Source organism: Streptomyces noursei (genome assembly GCF_016917755.1).
Taxonomy (GTDB): domain Bacteria; phylum Actinomycetota; class Actinomycetes; order Streptomycetales; family Streptomycetaceae; genus Streptomyces; species Streptomyces yunnanensis.
In genome coordinates this window covers 5,825,482-5,844,483 of the sequence record NZ_CP070326.1, presented here as the reverse complement: position 1 = coordinate 5,844,483, position 19,002 = coordinate 5,825,482, and the positions used below count along the sequence as shown (strand labels likewise).

14 protein-coding genes are annotated in these 19,002 nt (G+C 73.4%); 6 read left to right on the top strand and 8 right to left on the bottom strand.

What is annotated here, in order from left to right; translation table 11 throughout:
- Positions 1-65 precede the first annotated feature (65 nt).
- The 4 genes from JNO44_RS25915 (at position 66) to JNO44_RS25900 (ending at position 6,421) form a co-directional block, all read left to right on the top strand.
- Positions 66-1,664, top strand: a complete 1,599-nt coding sequence (locus tag JNO44_RS25915) for a DHA2 family efflux MFS transporter permease subunit (RefSeq protein ID WP_205366297.1) — start codon at positions 66-68, stop codon at positions 1,662-1,664.
- Positions 1,665-2,122: 458 nt separating this feature from the next.
- A complete protein-coding gene (locus tag JNO44_RS25910) occupies positions 2,123-4,141 on the top strand; it encodes a hypothetical protein (RefSeq protein ID WP_205366296.1) in 2,019 nt (672 codons plus the stop codon).
- A complete protein-coding gene (locus tag JNO44_RS25905; protein ID WP_205366295.1) occupies positions 4,131-5,390 on the top strand; it encodes a hypothetical protein in 1,260 nt (419 codons plus the stop codon). Before JNO44_RS25910 ends, JNO44_RS25905 begins: the two co-directional genes overlap by 11 nt.
- A gap of 368 nt (positions 5,391-5,758) precedes the next feature.
- Positions 5,759-6,421, top strand: a complete 663-nt coding sequence (locus tag JNO44_RS25900) for a hypothetical protein (RefSeq protein WP_205366294.1) — start codon at positions 5,759-5,761, stop codon at positions 6,419-6,421.
- A 126-nt stretch (positions 6,422-6,547) separates the two neighbouring features.
- Here the strand turns inward: JNO44_RS25900 and JNO44_RS25895 are convergent, their stop codons facing one another.
- Complete coding sequence (locus JNO44_RS25895; protein WP_205366293.1) at positions 6,548-7,423, bottom strand: alpha/beta fold hydrolase; 876 nt, start codon at positions 7,421-7,423, stop codon at positions 6,548-6,550.
- A gap of 785 nt (positions 7,424-8,208) precedes the next feature.
- Positions 8,209-8,901 carry an iron-dependent transcriptional repressor DtxR gene (locus tag JNO44_RS25890; RefSeq protein WP_039633666.1) on the bottom strand — a complete coding sequence of 231 codons (693 nt, stop codon included), beginning with the start codon at positions 8,899-8,901 and terminating at the stop codon, positions 8,209-8,211.
- 257 nt (positions 8,902-9,158) lie between these two features.
- On the opposite strand from JNO44_RS25890, the gene JNO44_RS25885 reads away from it, so the two are divergent.
- A complete protein-coding gene (locus tag JNO44_RS25885; protein WP_039633667.1) occupies positions 9,159-9,926 on the top strand; it encodes an SIS domain-containing protein in 768 nt (255 codons plus the stop codon).
- Positions 9,927-9,985: 59 nt separating this feature from the next.
- Here the strand turns inward: JNO44_RS25885 and JNO44_RS25880 are convergent, their stop codons facing one another.
- Together JNO44_RS25880 and pdxH are read right to left on the bottom strand one after the other, a co-directional pair.
- A complete protein-coding gene (locus JNO44_RS25880) occupies positions 9,986-11,446 on the bottom strand; it encodes a PAS domain-containing protein (protein WP_420882682.1) in 1,461 nt (486 codons plus the stop codon).
- Between the two features lie 496 nt (positions 11,447-11,942).
- Positions 11,943-12,578, bottom strand: a complete 636-nt coding sequence (gene pdxH / locus JNO44_RS25875; protein ID WP_205370518.1) for a pyridoxamine 5'-phosphate oxidase — start codon at positions 12,576-12,578, stop codon at positions 11,943-11,945.
- Positions 12,579-13,046: 468 nt separating this feature from the next.
- Here pdxH and JNO44_RS25870 point away from each other — a divergent pair, with 468 nt between their 5' ends.
- The gene (locus JNO44_RS25870) at positions 13,047-14,147 is read left to right on the top strand and encodes a citrate synthase 2 (RefSeq protein ID WP_205366291.1); all 1,101 of its coding nucleotides are present in this window, start codon (positions 13,047-13,049) and stop codon (positions 14,145-14,147) included.
- Between the two features lie 556 nt (positions 14,148-14,703).
- On the opposite strand, the gene JNO44_RS25865 is transcribed toward JNO44_RS25870, so the two are convergent.
- The 4 genes from JNO44_RS25865 to JNO44_RS25850 all read right to left on the bottom strand — a co-directional run bounded on the left by JNO44_RS25865 (position 14,704) and on the right by JNO44_RS25850 (position 18,992).
- Positions 14,704-15,321: a TetR/AcrR family transcriptional regulator gene (locus JNO44_RS25865; protein WP_205366290.1), complete on the bottom strand. Its 618-nt coding sequence runs from the start codon at positions 15,319-15,321 to the stop codon at positions 14,704-14,706.
- The gene (locus tag JNO44_RS25860; protein WP_205366289.1) at positions 15,309-16,061 is read right to left on the bottom strand and encodes an enoyl-CoA hydratase family protein; all 753 of its coding nucleotides are present in this window, start codon (positions 16,059-16,061) and stop codon (positions 15,309-15,311) included. Before JNO44_RS25860 ends, JNO44_RS25865 begins: the two co-directional genes overlap by 13 nt.
- A complete protein-coding gene (locus JNO44_RS25855) occupies positions 16,058-17,695 on the bottom strand; it encodes a 4-coumarate--CoA ligase family protein (protein WP_205366288.1) in 1,638 nt (545 codons plus the stop codon). Before JNO44_RS25855 ends, JNO44_RS25860 begins: the two co-directional genes overlap by 4 nt.
- Before the next feature lie 121 nt (positions 17,696-17,816).
- Positions 17,817-18,992, bottom strand: coding sequence for an acyl-CoA dehydrogenase family protein (locus JNO44_RS25850; protein WP_205366287.1), 1,176 nt, complete (start codon positions 18,990-18,992; stop codon positions 17,817-17,819).
- Positions 18,993-19,002: the final 10 nt, after the last annotated feature.

The following is a 19,002-nucleotide window of genomic DNA, read 5'->3' as shown; positions in this document are numbered from 1 at the left end:
GTGTGGGGGTGCCGGCCGGTGAACGGGCCGGCACCCCTACTCGCTTCTCCGCCCGGGAGCCCACCATGCCGCCGACGCCCGCCCCCAGCCCCGACACCACCACCCCCACGACCACCGCCACCACCACCCCGGCAGCCACCACCACCGCACCGGCCACCGCGCCCGGCACCGCCGTTGGCGGACCCGACCGGACCGGACCGCCGGGCCCGACCACCCGGCACGCCCGCCGCCACGGCGCGCCCCGCATCGCCGCCCTGGCCTCCGTCGTGGTGCTGGGCTCGCTGATGACCGTTCTGGACACCACGGTCGTCAACGTCGCCCTCAACCGCCTCTCCGCCGACTTCCACGCGCCACTGGCGGCCATCCAGTGGGTGGTCACCGGCTATACGCTCGCGCTGGCCGCCGTCATCCCGCTCACCGCCTGGGCCATCGGCCGATTCGGCACCAAGCGCCTGTACCTGCTGGCGATCGGGGCGTTCGCCCTGGGGTCCGCGCTGGCCGGGCTCGCCTGGAACATCGAGTCACTGATCGCCTTCCGGGTGCTCCAGGGACTGGCCGGCGGCGCGGTCTCCCCGGTCGGCATGACCATCCTGATCCGGGCCTCCGACCCGGCGCACCGCGGCCGGATCATGAGCATCCTCGGCATACCCGTCCTCGTCGGCCCGTTGATCGGCCCGGTCCTGGGCGGCTACCTGGTCGACCAGGTCTCCTGGCGCTGGATCTTCCTGATCAACGTCCCGATCGGCCTGCTCGCCCTCCTGCTGGGCGCCCGCCTCTTCCCCCGGGACACCCCGCAGCCCACCCGCCGGCTCGACGTGCCCGGCCTGCTGGCCCTCTCCCCCGGTCTCGCGCTGCTTCTCTACGGCCTGAGCACCGGCGCCGAACGCCACGCCTTCGCCTCCCCCGGCGCACTGCTGCCGACCCTGCTCGGGGCCGCCCTCGTCGCGGCCTTCGTGATCCGCGCGCTGACCGCGGCCGAGCCGCTGCTCGATCTGCGCCTGCTGCGGCACCGCCCCTTCGGCACGGCGGTCGCAACCCTGGCGCTGTTCACCTGCGGCTACTTCGGCTCGATGATGCTGCTGCCGCTCTACTACCAGGTCGTCCGCGGCCAGAGCGCCACCGGCGCCGGGCTGCTGGGCATTCCGCAGGTGCTGGCCACCGGCATCACCATGCAGTTCGCCGGCCGGCTGGGCGACAAGGTGGCGCCGGGCAAACTCGTGCCCACGGGAGTGGTGTTGGCCGCCGCCGGCTTCCTCGCCTTCACCACCCAGGTGGCCGCCGACACCCCGTACGCGGTCCTGATGGCCGCGCTCGCCCTGATGGGCGTCGGCGTCGGCATGACGATCATGCCGACCATGGCCGCGGCGACCCGGAGCATCGACGCCGACCGCATCCCGGCCGCCTCGACCACGATGACGATCATTCCGCAGCTCGGGGCCTCGGTGGGCGGCGCGCTGATGTCCGTCCTCCTGGCCGGGGCGCTGACCGACCGCCTCCCCCGCGCACTGTCCGGGGGCCTGGAAGCCGTCCACGCCCTGCCGCGTACCGCGGTGCGGCACCTCGCGCCGCAACTGGCCGACGCGTTCCAGCACACGTATGTCTGGGCGGTGGGGTTTGTGGCGCTGGCGGCGCTACCGGCGGTGTTCCTGCCGCGAAGGCGGTAGGGGTTTGTTGGGGCGGGGTCCGCCGCCGCTGGTGCTGCTGGTGGGTGGCGGGTGTGGGGCCTTCGGGGTGGGTGCGCGGACTGCTGCGCTTTACGTCCGCGCACCCACCCCGAAGGCCCCACACCCTCCCCGCCGTCGTCGTCCGCGCCAGCCCCCGCCCCCTGTGGGAAGAAGGAAGCGAGGTCAGGGGTGCTCACCCTCCACCCACGCTTCTGGCTACAGGACCACCACGACGGCCCTTAAGTCCTCCACCCCCGCAGGCCCGCCCCACAGGCCCCCGAAACCCACCACAAGCAACAGCGCCCCCGCCCAACCACACACCCGCCACCGCCCACCACCACCCCGCTCACGCCGTTGCCGGGACGTTATCCACAGCCTTCCCCGCCCCCCGCACAACCGCTGTAGCGTCAACGCCGACGTCAACATCAACGTCGACGCAACGACGTGAACGAGGGGTGGTGGAAGCGGTGTCGCGCGCCGGAGTGGTGCTGGTGATGAGGTGGTTGGCGGCGCTCTTCGCCGCCGGCACGGTGCTGCTCGCCGCCGACGGTGCGCACGCCGCAAGCGCGGGCTCGGCCGCAAGCGCGGATGCCCAGAGCCAGTCCGCCTATCTCGCCGAGCAACTCCGGCGCGATCCGGTCTACATCAGCGACCAACTGCCGCGCGCCGTGCCCCGGTCGACGGCCCCCGCCTTCGCCGCGGAGGCGAAGCGGCTGCACGTTCCGACGTACCTCGTCGTGCTCCCGCTCCACACCTCCGGCGGCCCGGATTCCGGACTGCTCGCGGGGATCCACGACCGCCTCGGGCGCAAGGGGCTGTATGTCTCGCTGTCCGAGATGGGCCTGATGGACGTGCAGACCTACGGGGTGAGCGTGCCGGGCGCACAGGACGCGCAGACCGCGACCAGCTACGAGATGCCCACGGACGCCACGCCCCGCGAGGAGTTCCGGCACTTCGTGGACGTGCTCACCTCGGGACAGGCCAACCAGCGCGCCGACAAGGCCCGCACCGCATACGGCGGCGCGTACAACTCCCATGAGCCGCCCGCGCTGCACACCTCGCGGACGGATCGGGAGGACCAGAGCTTCCTGACCGGCGTCGCGGTCACCGGGGTGCCGCTGACCGCGCTGCTGATCGTGAAGTACGCGGTGCGCAGGCGCCGGCTCCGGCGCGAGGAGGGCGAAGCCCGTTCCCCCGGCGGCCGGCGGTGGCCGCTGCTGGAGCTCGGCGCGCTGGCGCTCGCGGGACTGCTGGCCCTCACCGCGTCGCGGGTGTTCGACGACACCACCACCGGGGACGGTTCGGTGCCGACGGCCGCCGACATGCGGGCCCGCGTCGACCGGGTCGCCGAGGGTCTCCGCCATGACCCGCTCTACGTCGACCCCGAGAGCCCGTCCTCCCTGGACGCCGGCCGGCGGGCCGAGTTGCGCAAGCGGATCGGCGCCCTGCCCGTCCCCGTCCTGATCGCCGTCGTACCCACCTCGACGGACGACGAGTCGCAGGGCGACGAGGACCGCCTGGCGAAGGCCCTGCACGACCGGCTGCACCGTGACGCCCTGTTCGTCTTCGCCGAACCGACGGGCGGCGGCATCGAGATCGTCAACTACGGCACCCCGGTGGACTCCGGGTATCTCTACGGCCGCCCCCGCGACCTCGTCTACGCGGATCCCGCCACCGGCCCGCTCGGTTCCCAGCTGGACAAGCTGCTCACCTACCTCTCCAAGGCCCCCAAGTCCCCGCACGCCGACCAGCCGTACCCACCACGGCCCGCGCCGGACCCGGCCGCGGAGCAGAGGCTTCCCCGCCTGTTCAGCGGGGACTTCCGGGCCGGGCTGTTCATCGGCGGACTGGCCGCGCTGCTGCTCTTCGGACTGGTGGTGGCGGTCTGGGCGCTCGTCCGTTCGCTGGTCCGGGGCCGCGCCCGGTCCCTGGCCGCCGCGGCGGCGCCCGTCCAGCCCCGGCAGTCGTGGCTGCGGCGCACCGCACGGGAAGAAGTGGCGGAGCTCACCGGCGAGTTGGAGACGGCGACCGAGCTCCCGGAGAAGGCCCGGCGCCGGGCCTGGGAGTGCCTGGACGCGGCCGCGCTGCTGGTCGACGGCGACAGCGACGGCCTCATCGACGACGACGCCACCCCGGCCAGCCTGGCCTGCGCGATCGTGCTGGCCCGGGCCGGCCGGGCCGCGGTCCGGGAGCCGTCCACCGCGGCGCACATCTGCCACCGCAATCCGCTGCACGGCACGGCCGTCGAGCGGGCACCGAAGCGGCCCGCCGGCAGTCGCCGGGCGCCCCGGGGCCCGGTGTGCACGGCCTGCCTGAAGACGCCCGGCGAGATGTTGCGGCTGTACGGCGCGGACGGCTCCGGGCGCCAGGGCTACGGCCCCTATCCCGAGCATCCCGGTCCGCTGGCGTCGCTCGCCAAGGGCGCCGGCATAGATCAACTCACCCGCGAGGTACGGGAGTCCTTCGGTGTCCACTGACCTTCGCCGCCGTCGTTCGCCGCGGTCCGTCCTTGCCGTCGGGGCGGCCTCCGTCGCGCTGCTCTGCGCCGTCGCGGAGCCCGCCACGGCCGCCGAGAGCCCGGGGCAGAAGATCGCCGACGCGCTGCGCACCTCGCCGGTGTACGTCGATCCGTCCCTCTCCTCGGCGGTCGGGCCGGAGGACCAGCGCACGCTGGTGCAGAAGATCCGGCAGAGCCGACTCCCGATCCGGGTCGTGCTGGTCCCGCTGGTCGAGGGCGACAACTGGGGCGGCAAGCCGGAGCAGCTGATCGAGGTGGTGCACGAGCGGATGGGCGGCGGGCCGGCCATCCTCATCGCTCCCGGGCACTACCCCGACGACATCGAGGCCCGCGAATGGCCCGCCGACGCCCACCAGGCGGAGCGCGCCGCCGCGTCGGTGTTCTTCGACGACGCCATGAAGGGCGCCGGGCTGCCCAAGCGGATATCCCGGGCGATCGACCTCATCAAGGCCGGCAACGGCAACGCGGAATACGAGCGGCGCACCGCCGGCCTCGGCACCTCGGGCGGCGCCTCGCCGAAGAAGCCCGCGGCACAGGGGACTTCCCCGGTCGTCCGGATCGTGACGCTGGCCGTCGGGCCGGTGCTGGTGCTCGCCGCGGCCTGGCTGCTGCTGCGGCGCCGGTCCCGGCTGCGCGACTTCGGGACGCCGTTCGCGATGCCCCGGTCCGTCTTCGCCGCCGCCCACCGGGCCGACGAGGACGGGCTGCGCGAGCGGGCCGGCGAGGAGGTGGTGCGGCTCGGCGAGGAGGCCCGTGCCGCCACCGGCGATCCGGCGGCCATCGAGCGCGCCCTGGACGCCTATGCCGCGGCCGGCACGGTGCTGGACCGTGCCCGCGGCGTCCCGGATCTGGCGGGCGTGTTCGCGCTGGTCGCCGAGGGCCGGGCGGCGCTCTCCCCCGCCCCCGCCACGCTGCCGCTGTGCTTCTTCCACCCGCTCCACGGCCCGGCGACCCGCCGCATACCCTGGCGGCCCCTGGGCCGCCGGGAGCAACTCCGGGTCGCCGCCTGCGACACCTGTCTCCGTGCCGTGCGCACCCGCCGCGCGCCCGAGGTCCTCACGGACCGCCTGGACGACCGTCCGGTGCCGTACTTCGAGGTGCCCGCGGAGAAGAGCCTCTGGGCGGCCACCGGTTACGGCTCCCTGCTGTCGGGCGCCTCGCTCGCCGCGCGGGTCCAACGCGGCGACTTCACCCGCACCTTGGAGTGAGCGGAGCGCCCCTCGCGTAGCGCGGCGGTGCCTCTGTCGGCACGACGACAGCCACCCGCCCCACCCCTTGCCCAAAACCCGGCACAACTTTTGTCCGGGGATTACCGTCGGCGGCTTCACCGGACTGCAATTCCCCTGAATTCGCCTTCAATTGGTCCAGGGTGGTACCGAATCATCGGGCCGTTATGCAGGAATTGCGACGAAAGAGTCGGGACGCTCCCGTGTCGGCAGAACGGAAGGCGACGAGCACCCGCATTCCACGTTTCGACACGGCGGAAATCGCACTCTTATGCTCCGCTCTCACAGTCGTTCGCGCGCACTGGGCAACGGTGCTGTGCAACGGGGGAAGCAAGGACCTGGAGAGCGTTGTGCTGCACACGAGGAGCGTCTGGCTGCGCGCCGCCGCACCGGTTGCCGTACTGGCACTGGCACTGACCGCCTGCGGTGGGAACAAGGACGCGTCGAGCTCCGCTCCCGGTTCCGGTTCCGGGGTGGACGACGGGAAGAACTCCGCGGACGCCGTGGCCGCGGCCGACGAGAAGCCGACCCAGTCGCCCGAGCCGTCCGAGCCGTCCGGCGGCGTACTGCGGCCCGGCCGGAGCGGCACCGGGCAGTACAAGGAAGAGTCCGGGAAAACCACCTACGAGGTCGTCGCGCAGAAGGTTCACGTCGGCACCGAGGCCGAGGCGAGGAAAGTGGTCCAGAGCCCGGAGGACGCCAAGGGCCTGGTCGCCGTGACCGCCTATGTGAAGTTCACCAACAAGGGTCCCGGCATCGTCAAGGGTCTACCGAAGGTGGACAACGGCACCGAGATCTACGCGGACGGGCAGCGCGGCGGGCTGCTCATCGGCGCCCCGGAGAGCCTTCCCGGCTGCGAGGACCCGATCGACATCGACAACTGGCAGGTCGGCGAGAGCCACACCATCTGCCAGACGTACATGATTCCCGAGCACTCCACGTCCTTGGAGGTCCACTGGGGCGAGGAGGGCGCCGCCCGGCCGTTCATCTGGAAGTTCGACGGCGCCGGCTGACGGCGGCCCGCCCCCGTCACCAGTACTTGACTGCACGTCAATATCTGCGCGATGGACGGTGTTTGGGTCGACCGTACAGTACGGCCGCATCGACGACCGAGGGACCTGCCGCACCCGTCCCGGTGGTCAGGGCTGGGGCGTCAGCGCGCCGAGGAACGGCTCGATGACGCGGCACCAGGCGTCGGGCTGCTCCCAGGGCAGCAGATGGCCGGCCTCGGGGATCTCGGCGTACTCGCCGCACGGCAGCACCCGGACCATCTCCTGGGCCTCGGCGCGGCCCAGCTCGGCGTCGAGGCCCCGGACGACGAGGGTGGGGCAGGCGACCTGGGCGAGCTCTTCCCAGTGGGCGTCGTGCACCCAGGTCTCGCGGGCGCTGAGCATCTGACGGCGGGAGAAGACCGGGCGCCAGCCGTCGGCGCGCTCGGCCATCACCTCGGCGAAGAACTCCCCGCGGGCCGGCCGGGGGCGCTCCAGCGTCGGGTCGTCCTCGCCGAACCACTTGCGGACGTCCGCGAGCGTGGCGAACGGCACCGGCCAGGAGCGGAACCACTCCGCCCATTCGCGCTGCGAGGCCGCTCCCAGCGCAGAGGCGCGCATGTCGCAGATCACCAGGGCCCGGACCAGATCCGGGCGCCGGGCCGCGACCTGCCAGGCCGTCAGGGCGCCCATGGCGTGGCCGACCAGGGCGGCCGGGGCCAGCTCCAGCTGCTCGATGGCGGCGATGGCGTCCTCGACGTAGGCGGCGCGGTCGAGGGGCCCCTCGACGGGCTTGTCACTGCGGCCGTGGCCGCGCTGGTCGAGGGCGACCGCGCGGTGCGCCGCGCTCAACCGGCGCGCGGTGTCCGCCCAGTGGGAGGCCCGCCCCATCAGGCCGTGGAGCAGCAGCACACCAGGCCGCCGCCCGTCCTCCTCCAGCCCGCCGCCGCTCTTGGGCGGGTCGGTGAATTCCCAGGCCGCGAGCCGCACGCCGCCGGACCCCGTCACATCGATACGCCGCACCATGTGCCCTGGCACCCCCAATCGTCCCCTGGTAAGCCCCGTACGCCCCACATTATCGAATGCGTATTCGAACAGACCGCTGTCGCGCCCAACACCCCACTTTCGAGTGACCATGCTGCGGGATTGGCCACGCCCACCACGGGGAGACATCTGCCGGGAGGCGGGCCCTACCGGGAAGGGGGCCCGTGGGGAACGACCCTGAGAGCTCGGGGCTCCGGGTCGCGGTGGGGGGACATGGGGAGGCAGGGCCCCGGCAGCTCGCAGCGCCGGGGCCCTGACCGTCCTCGACCGGACTCAGTGGACGCATCCGAGCCCCCTCGGCCGTCAGCGCATCACGCGGGAGTGACGACGCATGGCCATGCGTCAGCGCCAGAGTGACACGAGAGCGGCCGATCCGCACGGATTCGCACAAGACCGTTCATCGCACCGGGAGTTGACGAGCCCGCCGCCCTCCACATCAGCGCAGGTCAGCGGGCTCATGGGGCGCTACGGGAGGAGAGTGCGAATGTGCCGGAGGCCCATGCCGCTAGGGCCTGCCGTCAAACTCCCGTCGTCCGCCCGGAGGGCGGGCCGCGCGGCGTCCGGTGCGCGCTTCTCGGCGTGCCCGGCGAGGGCCCCTGTACGGGCGTACCGGGGTCGTCGCCCGGTGCGGCGAAGGGCCCCCGCCCGAGCCGTGCGAAGCCGGTTCGGGCGGGGGGACGTGCCAGGCGACGAGCGGCAGGCGGACGTTTGACGACAGGCCCCAGAGGGCCCGTGGCCCCGAAGGCCCGGTGCGCGGCAGCGTGGGCTCAGCGCTTGGCGACGAAGACGTGGTTGGCGATTTCGGCGTCCAGCTCGGCGGCCTCGCCGCTGCTGCCGACCAGCACCCCGCCCGGGGACTCCGTCACGCTGACCACCGCGCCCGGCTGCACCCCGGCCCGCCGCAGCGTGTACATCAGCTGGGCGTCGGCCTGGATGGGCTCGCCGATCCGGCGCACCACGGCCGTCTTGCCGTCGGAGCCCGCGTCCAGATCCATCAGGCTCACCATGCCGGCGTCCAGGAACGGGTCGGCCTCGGCCTTCTCGCCCAGCTCCTCCAGGCCCGGGATCGGGTTGCCGTACGGGGACTCGGTGGGGTGGCGCAACAGCTCCACGACGCGGCGCTCGACCGCCTCGCTCATCACGTGCTCCCAGCGGCACGCCTCGGCGTGCACCTGCTCCCACTCCAGCCCGATGACGTCGACCAGCAGGCACTCGGCGAGGCGGTGCTTGCGCATCACCCGCGTCGCCAGCCGGCGGCCCTCCTCCGTCAGCTCCAGGTGCCGGTCGCCCGCCACCGTCAGCAGGCCGTCTCGCTCCATGCGGGCCACGGTCTGGCTGACCGTCGGGCCGCTCTGTTCCAGCCGCTCCGCGATGCGGGCGCGCATGGGGACCACACCCTCCTCTTCCAGTTCGAGGATGGTGCGGAGATACATCTCCGTGGTGTCGATCAGTCCGGACATGCGTGCCCCTCGATATGTCGTGCGGTGGCCCTGGACTCAATTCTGACGCATCCCACTGACAAGGGTGCGTCCTCGTCCGCGCTGCGGACGTTCCGCGACGGGTTCAACGGGTGCATTGCCCGGCGTATTGACAGCGCACTGGTCCAGACCGCAACGTGATCCGGGCCACTGATCCACGAGGCGGCGACAGGACGCCAACGAGCCGGCACCGTCCCGCCACAGATCCCATCCAGACGCGACGAGAGGGGCCCGCGGCCATGGCTGAGAGCGACCGGAGCGAGGGGCTGGCCGGGCGGTACTTCGACGCCGCGATCGACCTGCTGCGGCAGGTCCGCGACGCGGAGGGGGACCGGATCACCGCGGCCGGCCGGCTGATCGCGGACACCGTGGCGGCGGGCGGCCGGGTCTTCTCCTTCGGGGCCGGGCACTCCTCGCTGCCGGCCCAGGACACCGTGTACCGCGCCGGCGGCCTGGCGATCATGAACCTGCTCTCCGTCCCCGGGGTCGTCGGGGTGGACGTCCGGCCGGCGACGCTGGGCAGCGCCCTGGAGCGGGTCGACGGGCTGGCCGGGGCGGTGCTGGACACCAGCCCGCTGGAGCGCGGCGACGTGCTGGTGATCATCTCGCTCTCCGGGCGGAACGCGCTGCCGGTCGAGATGGCGATCAACGCGCGGGCCCTGGGCATCAGGGTCATCGGCCTGACGTCGGTGGCCTACGCGGGCGCCACCAAGTCCCGGCACTCCTCGGGGACATACCTCAAGGACCATTGCGACATCGTGCTGGACAGCCGGATCCCGGTCGGCGACGCGGAGCTGACGCTGCCCGGCATCGAGGCGCCGTTCGCCCCCGCCTCGACGGTCGTCACCAGCGCGATCATGCAGGCCGTGGTGGCGACCGCGGCCGGCACGCTGGCCGAGCGCGGGGTGCAGCCGCCGCTGCTGCGCTCGGGCAACGTGGACGGCGGGCACGAGTGGAACGGCCGGGTGATGCGGGAGTACGCGGACCGGATCTTCTACCGGCACTGAGGGGCGCGGGCCGGACACCGGACGGCCGACCGCCCGCCCGCCGGCGCTCCTAGGCCCGCTCACACCCCCGCCGCCCCCGCGAGGTCCAGCGCGGCGGCGACGCGGGCGGCGACCTCCTCGGCGTAGTCGGCGTCCGCACGGTCGAAGGGGCGGCGGGCGGGCATCCGCAGGAAGGTGGCGACCCCCAGGGTGCGGCCCCGGCTGCGGAGCACCACGCACAGCCCGTGCACCGTGCCGTCCGGCCAGTTGCGGGCCGCCGCCCAGCCCTCGGCGGGGTTCTGACCGGCGCTGGCCCGCACCGAGCCGCGCCGCGCGTACGCCTGGAGCGCCGGGTGGCCCACCGCGTAGGCCACCGGGATGCCGGCCGCCGGGACGACCTCCGAGGGGCCGGGCGCGCCCGCCGGGGAGGCCAGCGCCCGCACCAGCCGGGGCGCCCTGACCGGAGCGCCCGGTCCGCCGTCCGGGGCGGGCGGGTCCGCGTCCCATGCGGCGTCCGCGTCCACCGCGCCGTACGGGGCCGGGGCCGGGGTGCGGGCCAGGTCGACCAGGGCGTGGTCGGCGAAGCCCGCCAGCGCGAAGTCGAGGTGGACCGCGGCGGCCTCGGCCGGGTCCGGGCACTCGGCGGCGGCCCGGCCCGCGCGGTGCAGCTGATGCGCGCGGAAGCGCAGCAGGGAGCCGTCCTGCTCGGTGCGCTTGAGCTCGGTGACGTCCTGGAAGAGCCAGGCCACGCCGAGCGGGACGGGTTCCTCGGCCAGCGGCGAGGCAAGTCGGACGAAGCCGCTGCGCCAGCACCGGCGCGGGAGTTCGCACTCGCCGTCCCGCAGCGTCACCCACAGCTCCGCGATGGCCGGCGGCGCGCCCTCCGCCAGGACGTGCTGGAAGGCGTTCTCCAGCTCCTCGACGCCCTGCGCCAGGACATCGCCCAGCGGGCGGCCCAACAGCGCGGTACGGCCCCTGCCGAAGGCGCGGGCGGCGTGTCCGTTGACGACCGCGGGCCGCAGGTCGGCGTCGATCAGCACCACGCCCCAGGTGGCGTCCTCGAAGAGCGCCTCGCTCAGCGCCACGGCCCGTTCCAGGTCGAGCTGGGTGTGCGACTCGCTGAAGGCGCAGTAGACCCCGGCGACCCGCCCGTCGGCGGCGTGCACCGCGGAGGACTGGGTGCGGACCAGGACGCGGTGGCCGTCCTTGGTCAGCAGGGCGAAGTCGTGCACCTGACGGCCCGGGCCGCGCATCGCGGCGGCCAGCGCGGACTGCACCCCCTCGGCGTCCTCCGCGCGGACCGCCCAGCCCGTCAGACCGGGGCGGCCGACCGCCTCCTGCGGCGTCCAGCCGAGGATGCGGGCGGCCTCGTGGTTCCAGTGTGTGACCGTGCCGTCGGCGGCGAAGGCCATCAGGGCGGCGTCCATACCGTCCAGGAGGGCGGCGAGCAGCCCGGAGTCGTCGGCGTCCGGAGGTCGGTCGGGCTCGGTGTCCACGCCGGTCCGCGGGGGCCCGGAGGCCGCCTGTCCGGGCCCGTCCACCGGGCCGGGCGGACCGCCGGAGGCAGGGCGCCTCGACGACGAGGCCGACGAGGCCGAAGAAGCTGACGAGGCAGTCACTGGCACCCCTTACGAACGCGGCCGCACGTGCTCCACGTGGGGTCATTCAACTGGAACGTGACGTGGGACACACCCCATTCGCGGAAATCGCCGCCCGGCAAGTTCCGCCCCCGGAAAAAACCGGTTGTGCGGCGCCGGGCGGATTCCTAACGTATGGGGTACACGAGAAGGGAGGTGGTTCGGCAGATGATTTCGCACCGGACGCGTGAGGTGGCTGCGGGCTAGCGCCCGACGCTCCACCGAAGTGCAGCGCCGGATCCGCGCATACTGCAGATGCGCAGCCGGCCCAATCCCAAAGCAGTCACCCGACCCGCGGGCTGCCGGTTCGTCCGACCGGCCCTTCGCGCCACCGAGCGCGGAGGAAACAGCCCGCGGGTCGTCTGCGTGTGCGGCCGATGCCGGCCGCACACGCGCTCGCCTAGGGCGCGAGACGCTCCACTCGCCACTGGCCCGCCTCGGGGGCGCCCTCGCGGACGTACCGCAGGCGGTCGTGGAGGCGGTTCAGACGGCCCTGCCAGAACTCGACCGTCTCGGGGGTGACGCGGTAGCCGCCCCAGTGCGGGGGCGCCGGCACCTGCTCGCCCTCCGGATAGCGGGCCGCCAACTCCTCGTAGGCACGCTCCAGTTCGTCGCGGGAGGCGATCGGCGCGGACTGCTCGCTGGCCCAGGCACCCAGTTGGGAGCCGTGCGGGCGGGTGCGGAAGTAGGCGGCGGTCTCGTCCCGGCCGATGCGCTCGGCGGCCCCGATCACGATGACCTGGCGGGCCAGCGGGTGCCAGGGGAACAGCAGGGAGACGTGCGGGTTCTCAGCCAGTTCGCGGCCCTTGCGACTGGTGTAGTTGGTGAAGAAGACGAAGCCGCGCTCGTCGAACGCCTTGAGCAGCACGGTTCTTGAGCTGGGCCGGCCGGCGGCGTCCGCCGTCGAGACGACCATGGCGTTCGGCTCGTGCAGGCCGGCCACCGCCGCGTCCTTGAACCAGCGTCCGAACTGGTCGTAGGGGCTCGCGGCGAGGTCGGGCTCGGCGATTCCCTCGGCGCGGTAGTGCGCACGCATGGACGAGGGGTCGGGGGTGTCGGCGGAGGGCATGTCGGCGGGATGCACGGCCTCATCTTGCAGCATCCGCCCCGCGCCAGACAGCCCGGTGGGCTGGAAGTCTGCCCCTCGTCGCCGGGGCGTAACCCTCCCGTCGGCAAATCGCCCAGTGTGCCGGATGTCACGCTTCCCCGCTGCTGATGAACCCGCCAAAATCATGGCCCGGCCCACTGTGGCCTTCGGACACCGGGAGTTATCGTGTCCGTCTTCAGGCCGCTGCGGGCAGCATGCGTGGCGGCCCGCGCCCGTGGACCGACCACCAACGGGCGGAACCGTCGCGTGGCCCCTGCCCCGGCGGGGCATCACCGGGGTGACCGGTACGGACCGCGAGCTGCCCGGCGCAGCCGCGTAGCCGCACCGGCGCCGCACCTGAGTCGACCGCACGGCAGCCGGTCACCGGTTGCCGTCCCCATCTTGAGGAGCCGCCTGATGTCCGACTTCGTTCCCGGGCTTGAGGGAGTCGTCGCGTTCGAGACGGAGATCGCCGAACCCGATAAGGAGGGCGGCGCGCTCCGCTACCGCGGGGTGGACATCGAGGACCTCGTCGGGCACGTGTCCTTCGAGAACGTCTGGGGGCTGCTGGTCGACGGGGCGTTCAAGCCGGGGCTGCCGCCCGCCGAGCCCTTCCCGATCCCGGTGCACTCGGGTGACATCCGGGTCGATGTGCAGTCCGCGCTCGCCATGTTGGCGCCCGTATGGGGCCTGAAACCGCTACTCGACATCGACGAGCAGACCGCCCGCGACAACCTCGCCCGGGCCGCCGTGATGGCGCTGTCCTACGTCGCCCAGTCGGCGCGCGGCCAGGGCCTGCCGATGGTGCCGCAGAAGGAGATCGACAAGGCGGAGACCGTCGTGGAGCGCTTCATGAAGCGCTGGCGCGGGGAGCCCGACCCCAAGCACGTCAAGGCCGTCGACGCCTACTGGACCTCGGCCGCCGAGCACGGCATGAACGCCTCGACCTTCACCGCCCGGGTCATCGCCTCGACGGGCGCGGACGTGGCGGCGGCGCTGTCCGGCGCCGTCGGCGCCATGTCCGGCCCGCTGCACGGCGGCGCGCCCTCCCGCGTCCTCGGCATGATCGAGGAGATCGAGCGGACCGGTGACGCCGGCGCCTACGTCCGACAGGCGCTGGACCGCGGCGAGCGGCTGATGGGCTTCGGCCACCGCGTCTACCGCGCCGAGGACCCGCGGGCGCGGGTCCTGCGACGGACCGCCAAGGAACTGGGCGCCCCGCGCTTCGAGGTCGCCGAGGCCCTGGAGAAGGCCGCCCTGGAGGAGCTGCACAACCGCCGCCCCGACCGGGTACTGGCCACCAACGTGGAGTTCTGGGCGGCCATCGTCCTGGACTTCGCGGAGGTCCCGGCGCACATGTTCACGTCCATGTTCACCTGCGCCCGCACGGCGGGCTGGAGCGCCCACGTCCTGGAGCAGAAGCGGACCGGACGCCTGGTCCGCCCGTCCGCCCGATACGTGGGCCCGGCGGCGCGGAGCCCGCAGTCGATCGCGGGCTACGAGGACATCGCGGGCTAGTCCGCCCTTCCGCTGCGCTTGGCGGGCTTCCCACGTTGTCGGCGTTTCCGCCGTGGGGGTCGCCTTTTGCGCCTGCGGCGCGTGTCCGCCTGACGGCGGGTGTTTCGTCCGCTGCGCGGAGTTGTTGTCCGCTGCGCGGGGCTGTCGGGTGCGGTGACGGGCCGGAGGGGTAGGGGGTGTCCGGACTGCTGCGCTTTACGTCCGGACACCCCCTACCCCTCCGGCCCGTCACCTCCCGTTGTGGGTGGGAAAAACAGGTACGCGGGCGCTGACGCCGGTGGTCCGCTGACGGTCACCACTCCACAACAAACCCGCAGGAGACCACCGGCACACACCCCCACCCACCGTCTTCATGACCACCCACGGGAGGGGACGGGTCTGTGGGGTGGGGGTTGTGCGGACGTAAAGCGCAGCAGTCCGCACAACCCCCACCCCACAGACCCGGCACCGCTGCCGAAAAGCCCCGCGCAGCGGAACCGCCCCCCCCCGCCGTCAGGCGGACACGCAGCGGAACCGGCACAACCCGCCGTCAGGCGGGAAGCAGCCGCCCGCAGGGCTACAGCACCGCGTGGATGTTCTTGGCCCATTGGGCCACGACCCGGTCCCGCCGTGCCGAGTCGTCCGTCAGGAGGTTCGCGAGGCCGAGGCCGCGGGCCATGTCCAGGAGACCCTGGACGGTCTCCCGGACGCCGGGGACGGACTCGTCGGCGGCGAGCAGCGCCACCGTCGTGCGGTGCGCCTCGCGGCCCACCCGGGCCTCCAGGGCGGTGACCCGGTCGCGGAGTTGTTCCTCGTCGGAGGCGGCCACCCACAGGTGGAGCGCGGCCCGGAACAACGGGCCCGTGTAGAGGCCGACCACCTCCTCGACGATCATCCAGGTGCGGGCGATGGAGCCGGCCGGCGGGAGGTCGTGCGCCAGGGCCTTGAGCGCGCCCTGGCGTTTCTCCGCGACGTGCTCGACGGCGGCGGTGAACAGGTCCTCGCGGGTGCGGAAGTGGTGCTGGGCGGCGCCTCGGGAGACGCCCGCCCGTTCGGCGACGACGGCGACCGTGCTGCCGGTCCAGCCGCGTTCGGCGAGGCAGGCGACGGCGGCCTCCAGCAGCTTGAGCCGGGTGGCGCGGCTGCGCTCCTGCTGGGGCTCCTTGGTGCCGCGGGCCGGGGTCAGCGCGCCCATGCCGGGTCCCGTCGTTCCAGGAAGGCGGTCATGCCCTCGCGGGCCTCGGCGGAGCCGAAGAGCCGGGCTGACCGGTCGGCGAGCGCGTCGGTGTCCCGGTCGAAGGCGGCCAGGACGGCTGCGGTGACGAGCTTCTTGGACTCGGCCAGGCCCTGGGGGGAACACTTGCGCACGCCGTCCAGCAGGGGCGCGAGGCCCGCGTCGACGTCGTCGGCGGCGACGGTGACCAGGCCGATCCGGGCCGCCTCGGCGGGGCCGAACTTCTCGCCGGTGAGGTAGTAGCGGGCGGCGGCGCGGGCGTCCATACGGGGCAGCAGCGGCATCGAGATCACGGCGGGGGCGAGGCCGAGCCGTGCCTCGGTGAACGCGAAGGTGGTCTGCGGGCCGGCGACGGAGAGGTCGCAGGCGCCGAGCAGTCCGAGCCCGCCGGCGCGGACGTGGCCGGTCACCCGGGCGATCACCGGCTTGGGCAGTTCCACGAGGGCGCGCAGCAGTCGGGTGAGCTCCAGGGGGCCGTCCTTGGCGTCCCCGGTGGTGGCCTCGGAGAGGTCCGCGCCGGCACAGAACGTGCCGCCGGTGTGGGCGAGCAGCACGGCCCGGACGGCGTCGTCGGCGGCGGCGTCCGCGAGGGCCTGGTGCAGTTCGGCGACCAGGCGGGTGGAGAGGGCGTTGCGGTTGTGGGGGGAGTTGAGGGTGAGGGTGGTGATTCCGCGCTCGTGGGCGCGCTCCACGTACGTCATCGGACCGTCGAACTCCTTTCCCTGGCGCGGAGTTCGCGCCGGAGGATCTTTCCGGTGGTGGCACGCGGGACACTGTCCAGGAATTCCACGCGGCGTACCTTCTTGTACGGGGCAACTCGTTCTGCAACGTAGGCGATGACCTCGTCCGCGGTGAGCGCGGCCCCCGGTCGGCGGACCACGAACGCCTTGGGGATCTCGTTGCCGTCGTCGTCGGTGACGCCGATGACGGCCGCGTCCGCGACGGCCTCGTGGGCGAGCAGCAGCGCCTCCAGGTCGGCGGGGGCGACCTGGTAGCCCTTGTATTTGATCAACTCCTTGACGCGGTCGACGACATGGAGCCAGCCGGTGGCGTCGGTCCGCCCGATGTCGCCGGTGTGCAGCCAGCCGTCGGGGTCGATCATCGCGTCGGTCTCGGCGGGGCGCCCCAGGTAGCCGCGCATCACCTGCGGGCCCCGGATGACGATCTCGCCGGTCTCCCCCGGTCCGAGGTCCCGCCCCGTCTCCAGGGAGACGATCCGCAGTTCCGTACTGGGCAGCAGGGTGCCGACCGCTCCCGGGGGAGGGCCGGCGGCGGGTGGCGCCGTCGTTGTGGGACGGGCGGTGTCGGGCGGCACCACATGGGTGGCCGGGGAGAGTTCGGTCATCCCGTATGCCTGGAGGACGGCGGGCAGGCCGAGCCGTCGGGCGCAGGCGGCGGCCAGGCCGGCGTCCAGCGGCGCGGCGGCGCACAGCACGCGGCGGAGGGAGGACAGGTCGAACTCCTCGACCATCGGATGTTTGGCGAGTGCCAGCACGATCGGGGGTGCGGTGTAGATCTCGGTGATGCGGTGCTGCTCGATGGCGGTGAGGAACGGGCGGAGGTCGAAGCGGGGCAGGACGACGACGGTGGCGCCGTTGCGCAGCGGGGCGTTCATCAGGGCGGTGAGCCCGTAGATGTGGAAGAAGGGGAGCACGGCCAGGATGCGGTCGCCGGGGCCGTTGGCCATCACCGGGGCCAGTTGGGCGAGGTTGGTGGCGATGTTGCGGTGGGTGAGCATCACGCCCTTGGGGGCGCCGGTGGTGCCGGAGGAATACGGGAGCGCGGCCAGGTCGGTGGCCGGGTCGATCTCCGGGGCGGGGTCGGGGTGGTCCTCGGCGGTCAGGTCGAGGACGGAGCGGTGGCCGTCGGCGCGGTCGCACAGGAGGATCTCGGTGATGCCGCCGGCCCGTCGGGCGGCGGCCCGGGCGGTGTCCAGCAGTGCCGCCACGGTGACGATCCGGGACGCCCGGGAGTCGGTCAGCTGCCGGGCGAACTCGGCCTCGGTGGCGAGCGGGTGGACGGTGGTGACCGCCGCCCCGCAGCGCGACGCGGCGTAGAACACCACGGGGAAGAGCACCGAGTTGGGGCTGTGCAGGGCCAGCACGTCGCCCTTGCGGAGCCCGGAGGCGGCCAGTGCGGCGGCCAGCCGGCGGCTGAGGTGGTCGAGACGGGCGTAGTCGAGCGTGGTGCCGCTGAGGGCGTCGACGAGGGCGGGGCGCGCGCCGTGCTCGGCCGCCCGCCCGAGGACGGCCTCGTGGATCGGCAGCTCCACGGGGGCGACGTCGGGGTACGCGCTGCGGAAGACGTGGGAGTCGTGGGACGTCGGGGACGCCATGGTGTCCTTCCCTGGTGCGGCGGTGGGTGCGGCGGCGGGCCGCCGTGGACCTTCCTTCCCGTGTGCCGGGCCGTGGTGCGCCGGGCCGGTGGGGGCCGGGCCCGGCGCACCGCCCGTTTCCTCAGTACGACTTGGGCAGCCCCAGGGACTGGTGCGAGACGAAGTTGAGGATCATCTCCCGGCTGACCGGGGCGATCCGCGCCACCCGGGCGGCGGTGACCAGGGACGCCAGCCCGTATTCCCGGGTGAGGCCGTTGCCGCCCAGGGTGTGCACGGCCTGGTCGACGGTGTGCACCGCGGCCTCGGCCGCCGCGTACTTGGCCATGTTGGCGGCCTCCCCGGCGGCCATGTCGTCGCCCGCGTCGTAGAGCAGCGCCGCCTTCCGCATCATCAGCGCGGCCAGTTCCAGTTCGATGTGGCACTGGGCGAGCGGGTGGGCGAGGGCCTGGTGGGCGCCGATCGGCTCCTTCCAGACCTGCCGGGTGCGGGCGTAGTCCACGGCCCTGGCCAGCGCGTAGCGGCCCATGCCGAGGGCGAACGCGGCGGTCATGATGCGTTCCGGGTTGAGGCCGGCGAACAGCTGGAGCAGTCCGGCGTCCTCGTCGCCCACCAGGGCGTCGGCGGGCAGCCGCACGTCGTCCAGGGTCAGCTCGAACTGCTTCTCCGGGGCGGCCAGTTCCATCGCCACCGGGCTGCGGCCGAAGCCGGGGGTCTCGCGCGGGACGAGGAACAGGCAGGGCTTGAGCTTCCCGGTACCAGCGTCCTCGGTGCGGCCGACGATCAGCGTCGCGTCGGCGATGTCCACGCCGGAGACGAAGATCTTCCGCCCGTTGAGGATCCAGTCGCCGCCCTCCTTGCGGGCGGTGGTGGTGATGCGGTGCGAGTTGGATCCGGCCTCCGGCTCGGTGATGCCGAAGGCCATCTTGCGGCTGCCGTCGGCCAGTCCGGGCAGCCAGGTGCGCTTCTGCTCCTCGGTGCCGAAGCGGGCGATGACCGTGCCGCAGATCGCCGGCGAGACCACCAGCATCAGCAGCGGGCAGCCGGCCGCCCCCAACTCCTCCAGGACGAGGGAGAGTTCGGTGATGCCGGCGCCTCCGCCGCCGTACTCCTCGGGCAGGTTGACGCCGAGGTAGCCGGCCTTGGCGGCCTCCTGCCACAGCTCGTCGGTGTGCCGGCCCTCGGCGACGACGGTGGCGAAGTACTCCCGGCCGTAGCGCTTGGCGAGGGCGGCGACGGCGGTGCGCAGGGCGCGGTGTTCCTCGGACTCGATCACGGGGTTGCTCAGGGCGTTGCTCATGACGGCTCCT

Coding starts and splice junctions, on each gene's coding strand:
- JNO44_RS25915 (WP_205366297.1), top strand. CDS start 66: ATGCCGCCGACGCCCGCCCCCAGCCCCGACACCACCACCCCCACGACC.
- JNO44_RS25895 (WP_205366293.1), bottom strand. CDS start 7,423: ATGGTGCGGCGTATCGATGTGACGGGGTCCGGCGGCGTGCGGCTCGCG.
- JNO44_RS25890 (WP_039633666.1), bottom strand. CDS start 8,901: ATGTCCGGACTGATCGACACCACGGAGATGTATCTCCGCACCATCCTC.
- JNO44_RS25885 (WP_039633667.1), top strand. CDS start 9,159: ATGGCTGAGAGCGACCGGAGCGAGGGGCTGGCCGGGCGGTACTTCGAC.
- pdxH (WP_205370518.1), bottom strand. CDS start 12,578: ATGCGTGCGCACTACCGCGCCGAGGGAATCGCCGAGCCCGACCTCGCC.
- JNO44_RS25870 (WP_205366291.1), top strand. CDS start 13,047: ATGTCCGACTTCGTTCCCGGGCTTGAGGGAGTCGTCGCGTTCGAGACG.
- JNO44_RS25865 (WP_205366290.1), bottom strand. CDS start 15,321: ATGGGCGCGCTGACCCCGGCCCGCGGCACCAAGGAGCCCCAGCAGGAG.
- JNO44_RS25860 (WP_205366289.1), bottom strand. CDS start 16,061: ATGACGTACGTGGAGCGCGCCCACGAGCGCGGAATCACCACCCTCACC.
- JNO44_RS25855 (WP_205366288.1), bottom strand. CDS start 17,695: ATGGCGTCCCCGACGTCCCACGACTCCCACGTCTTCCGCAGCGCGTAC.
- JNO44_RS25850 (WP_205366287.1), bottom strand. CDS start 18,992: ATGAGCAACGCCCTGAGCAACCCCGTGATCGAGTCCGAGGAACACCGC.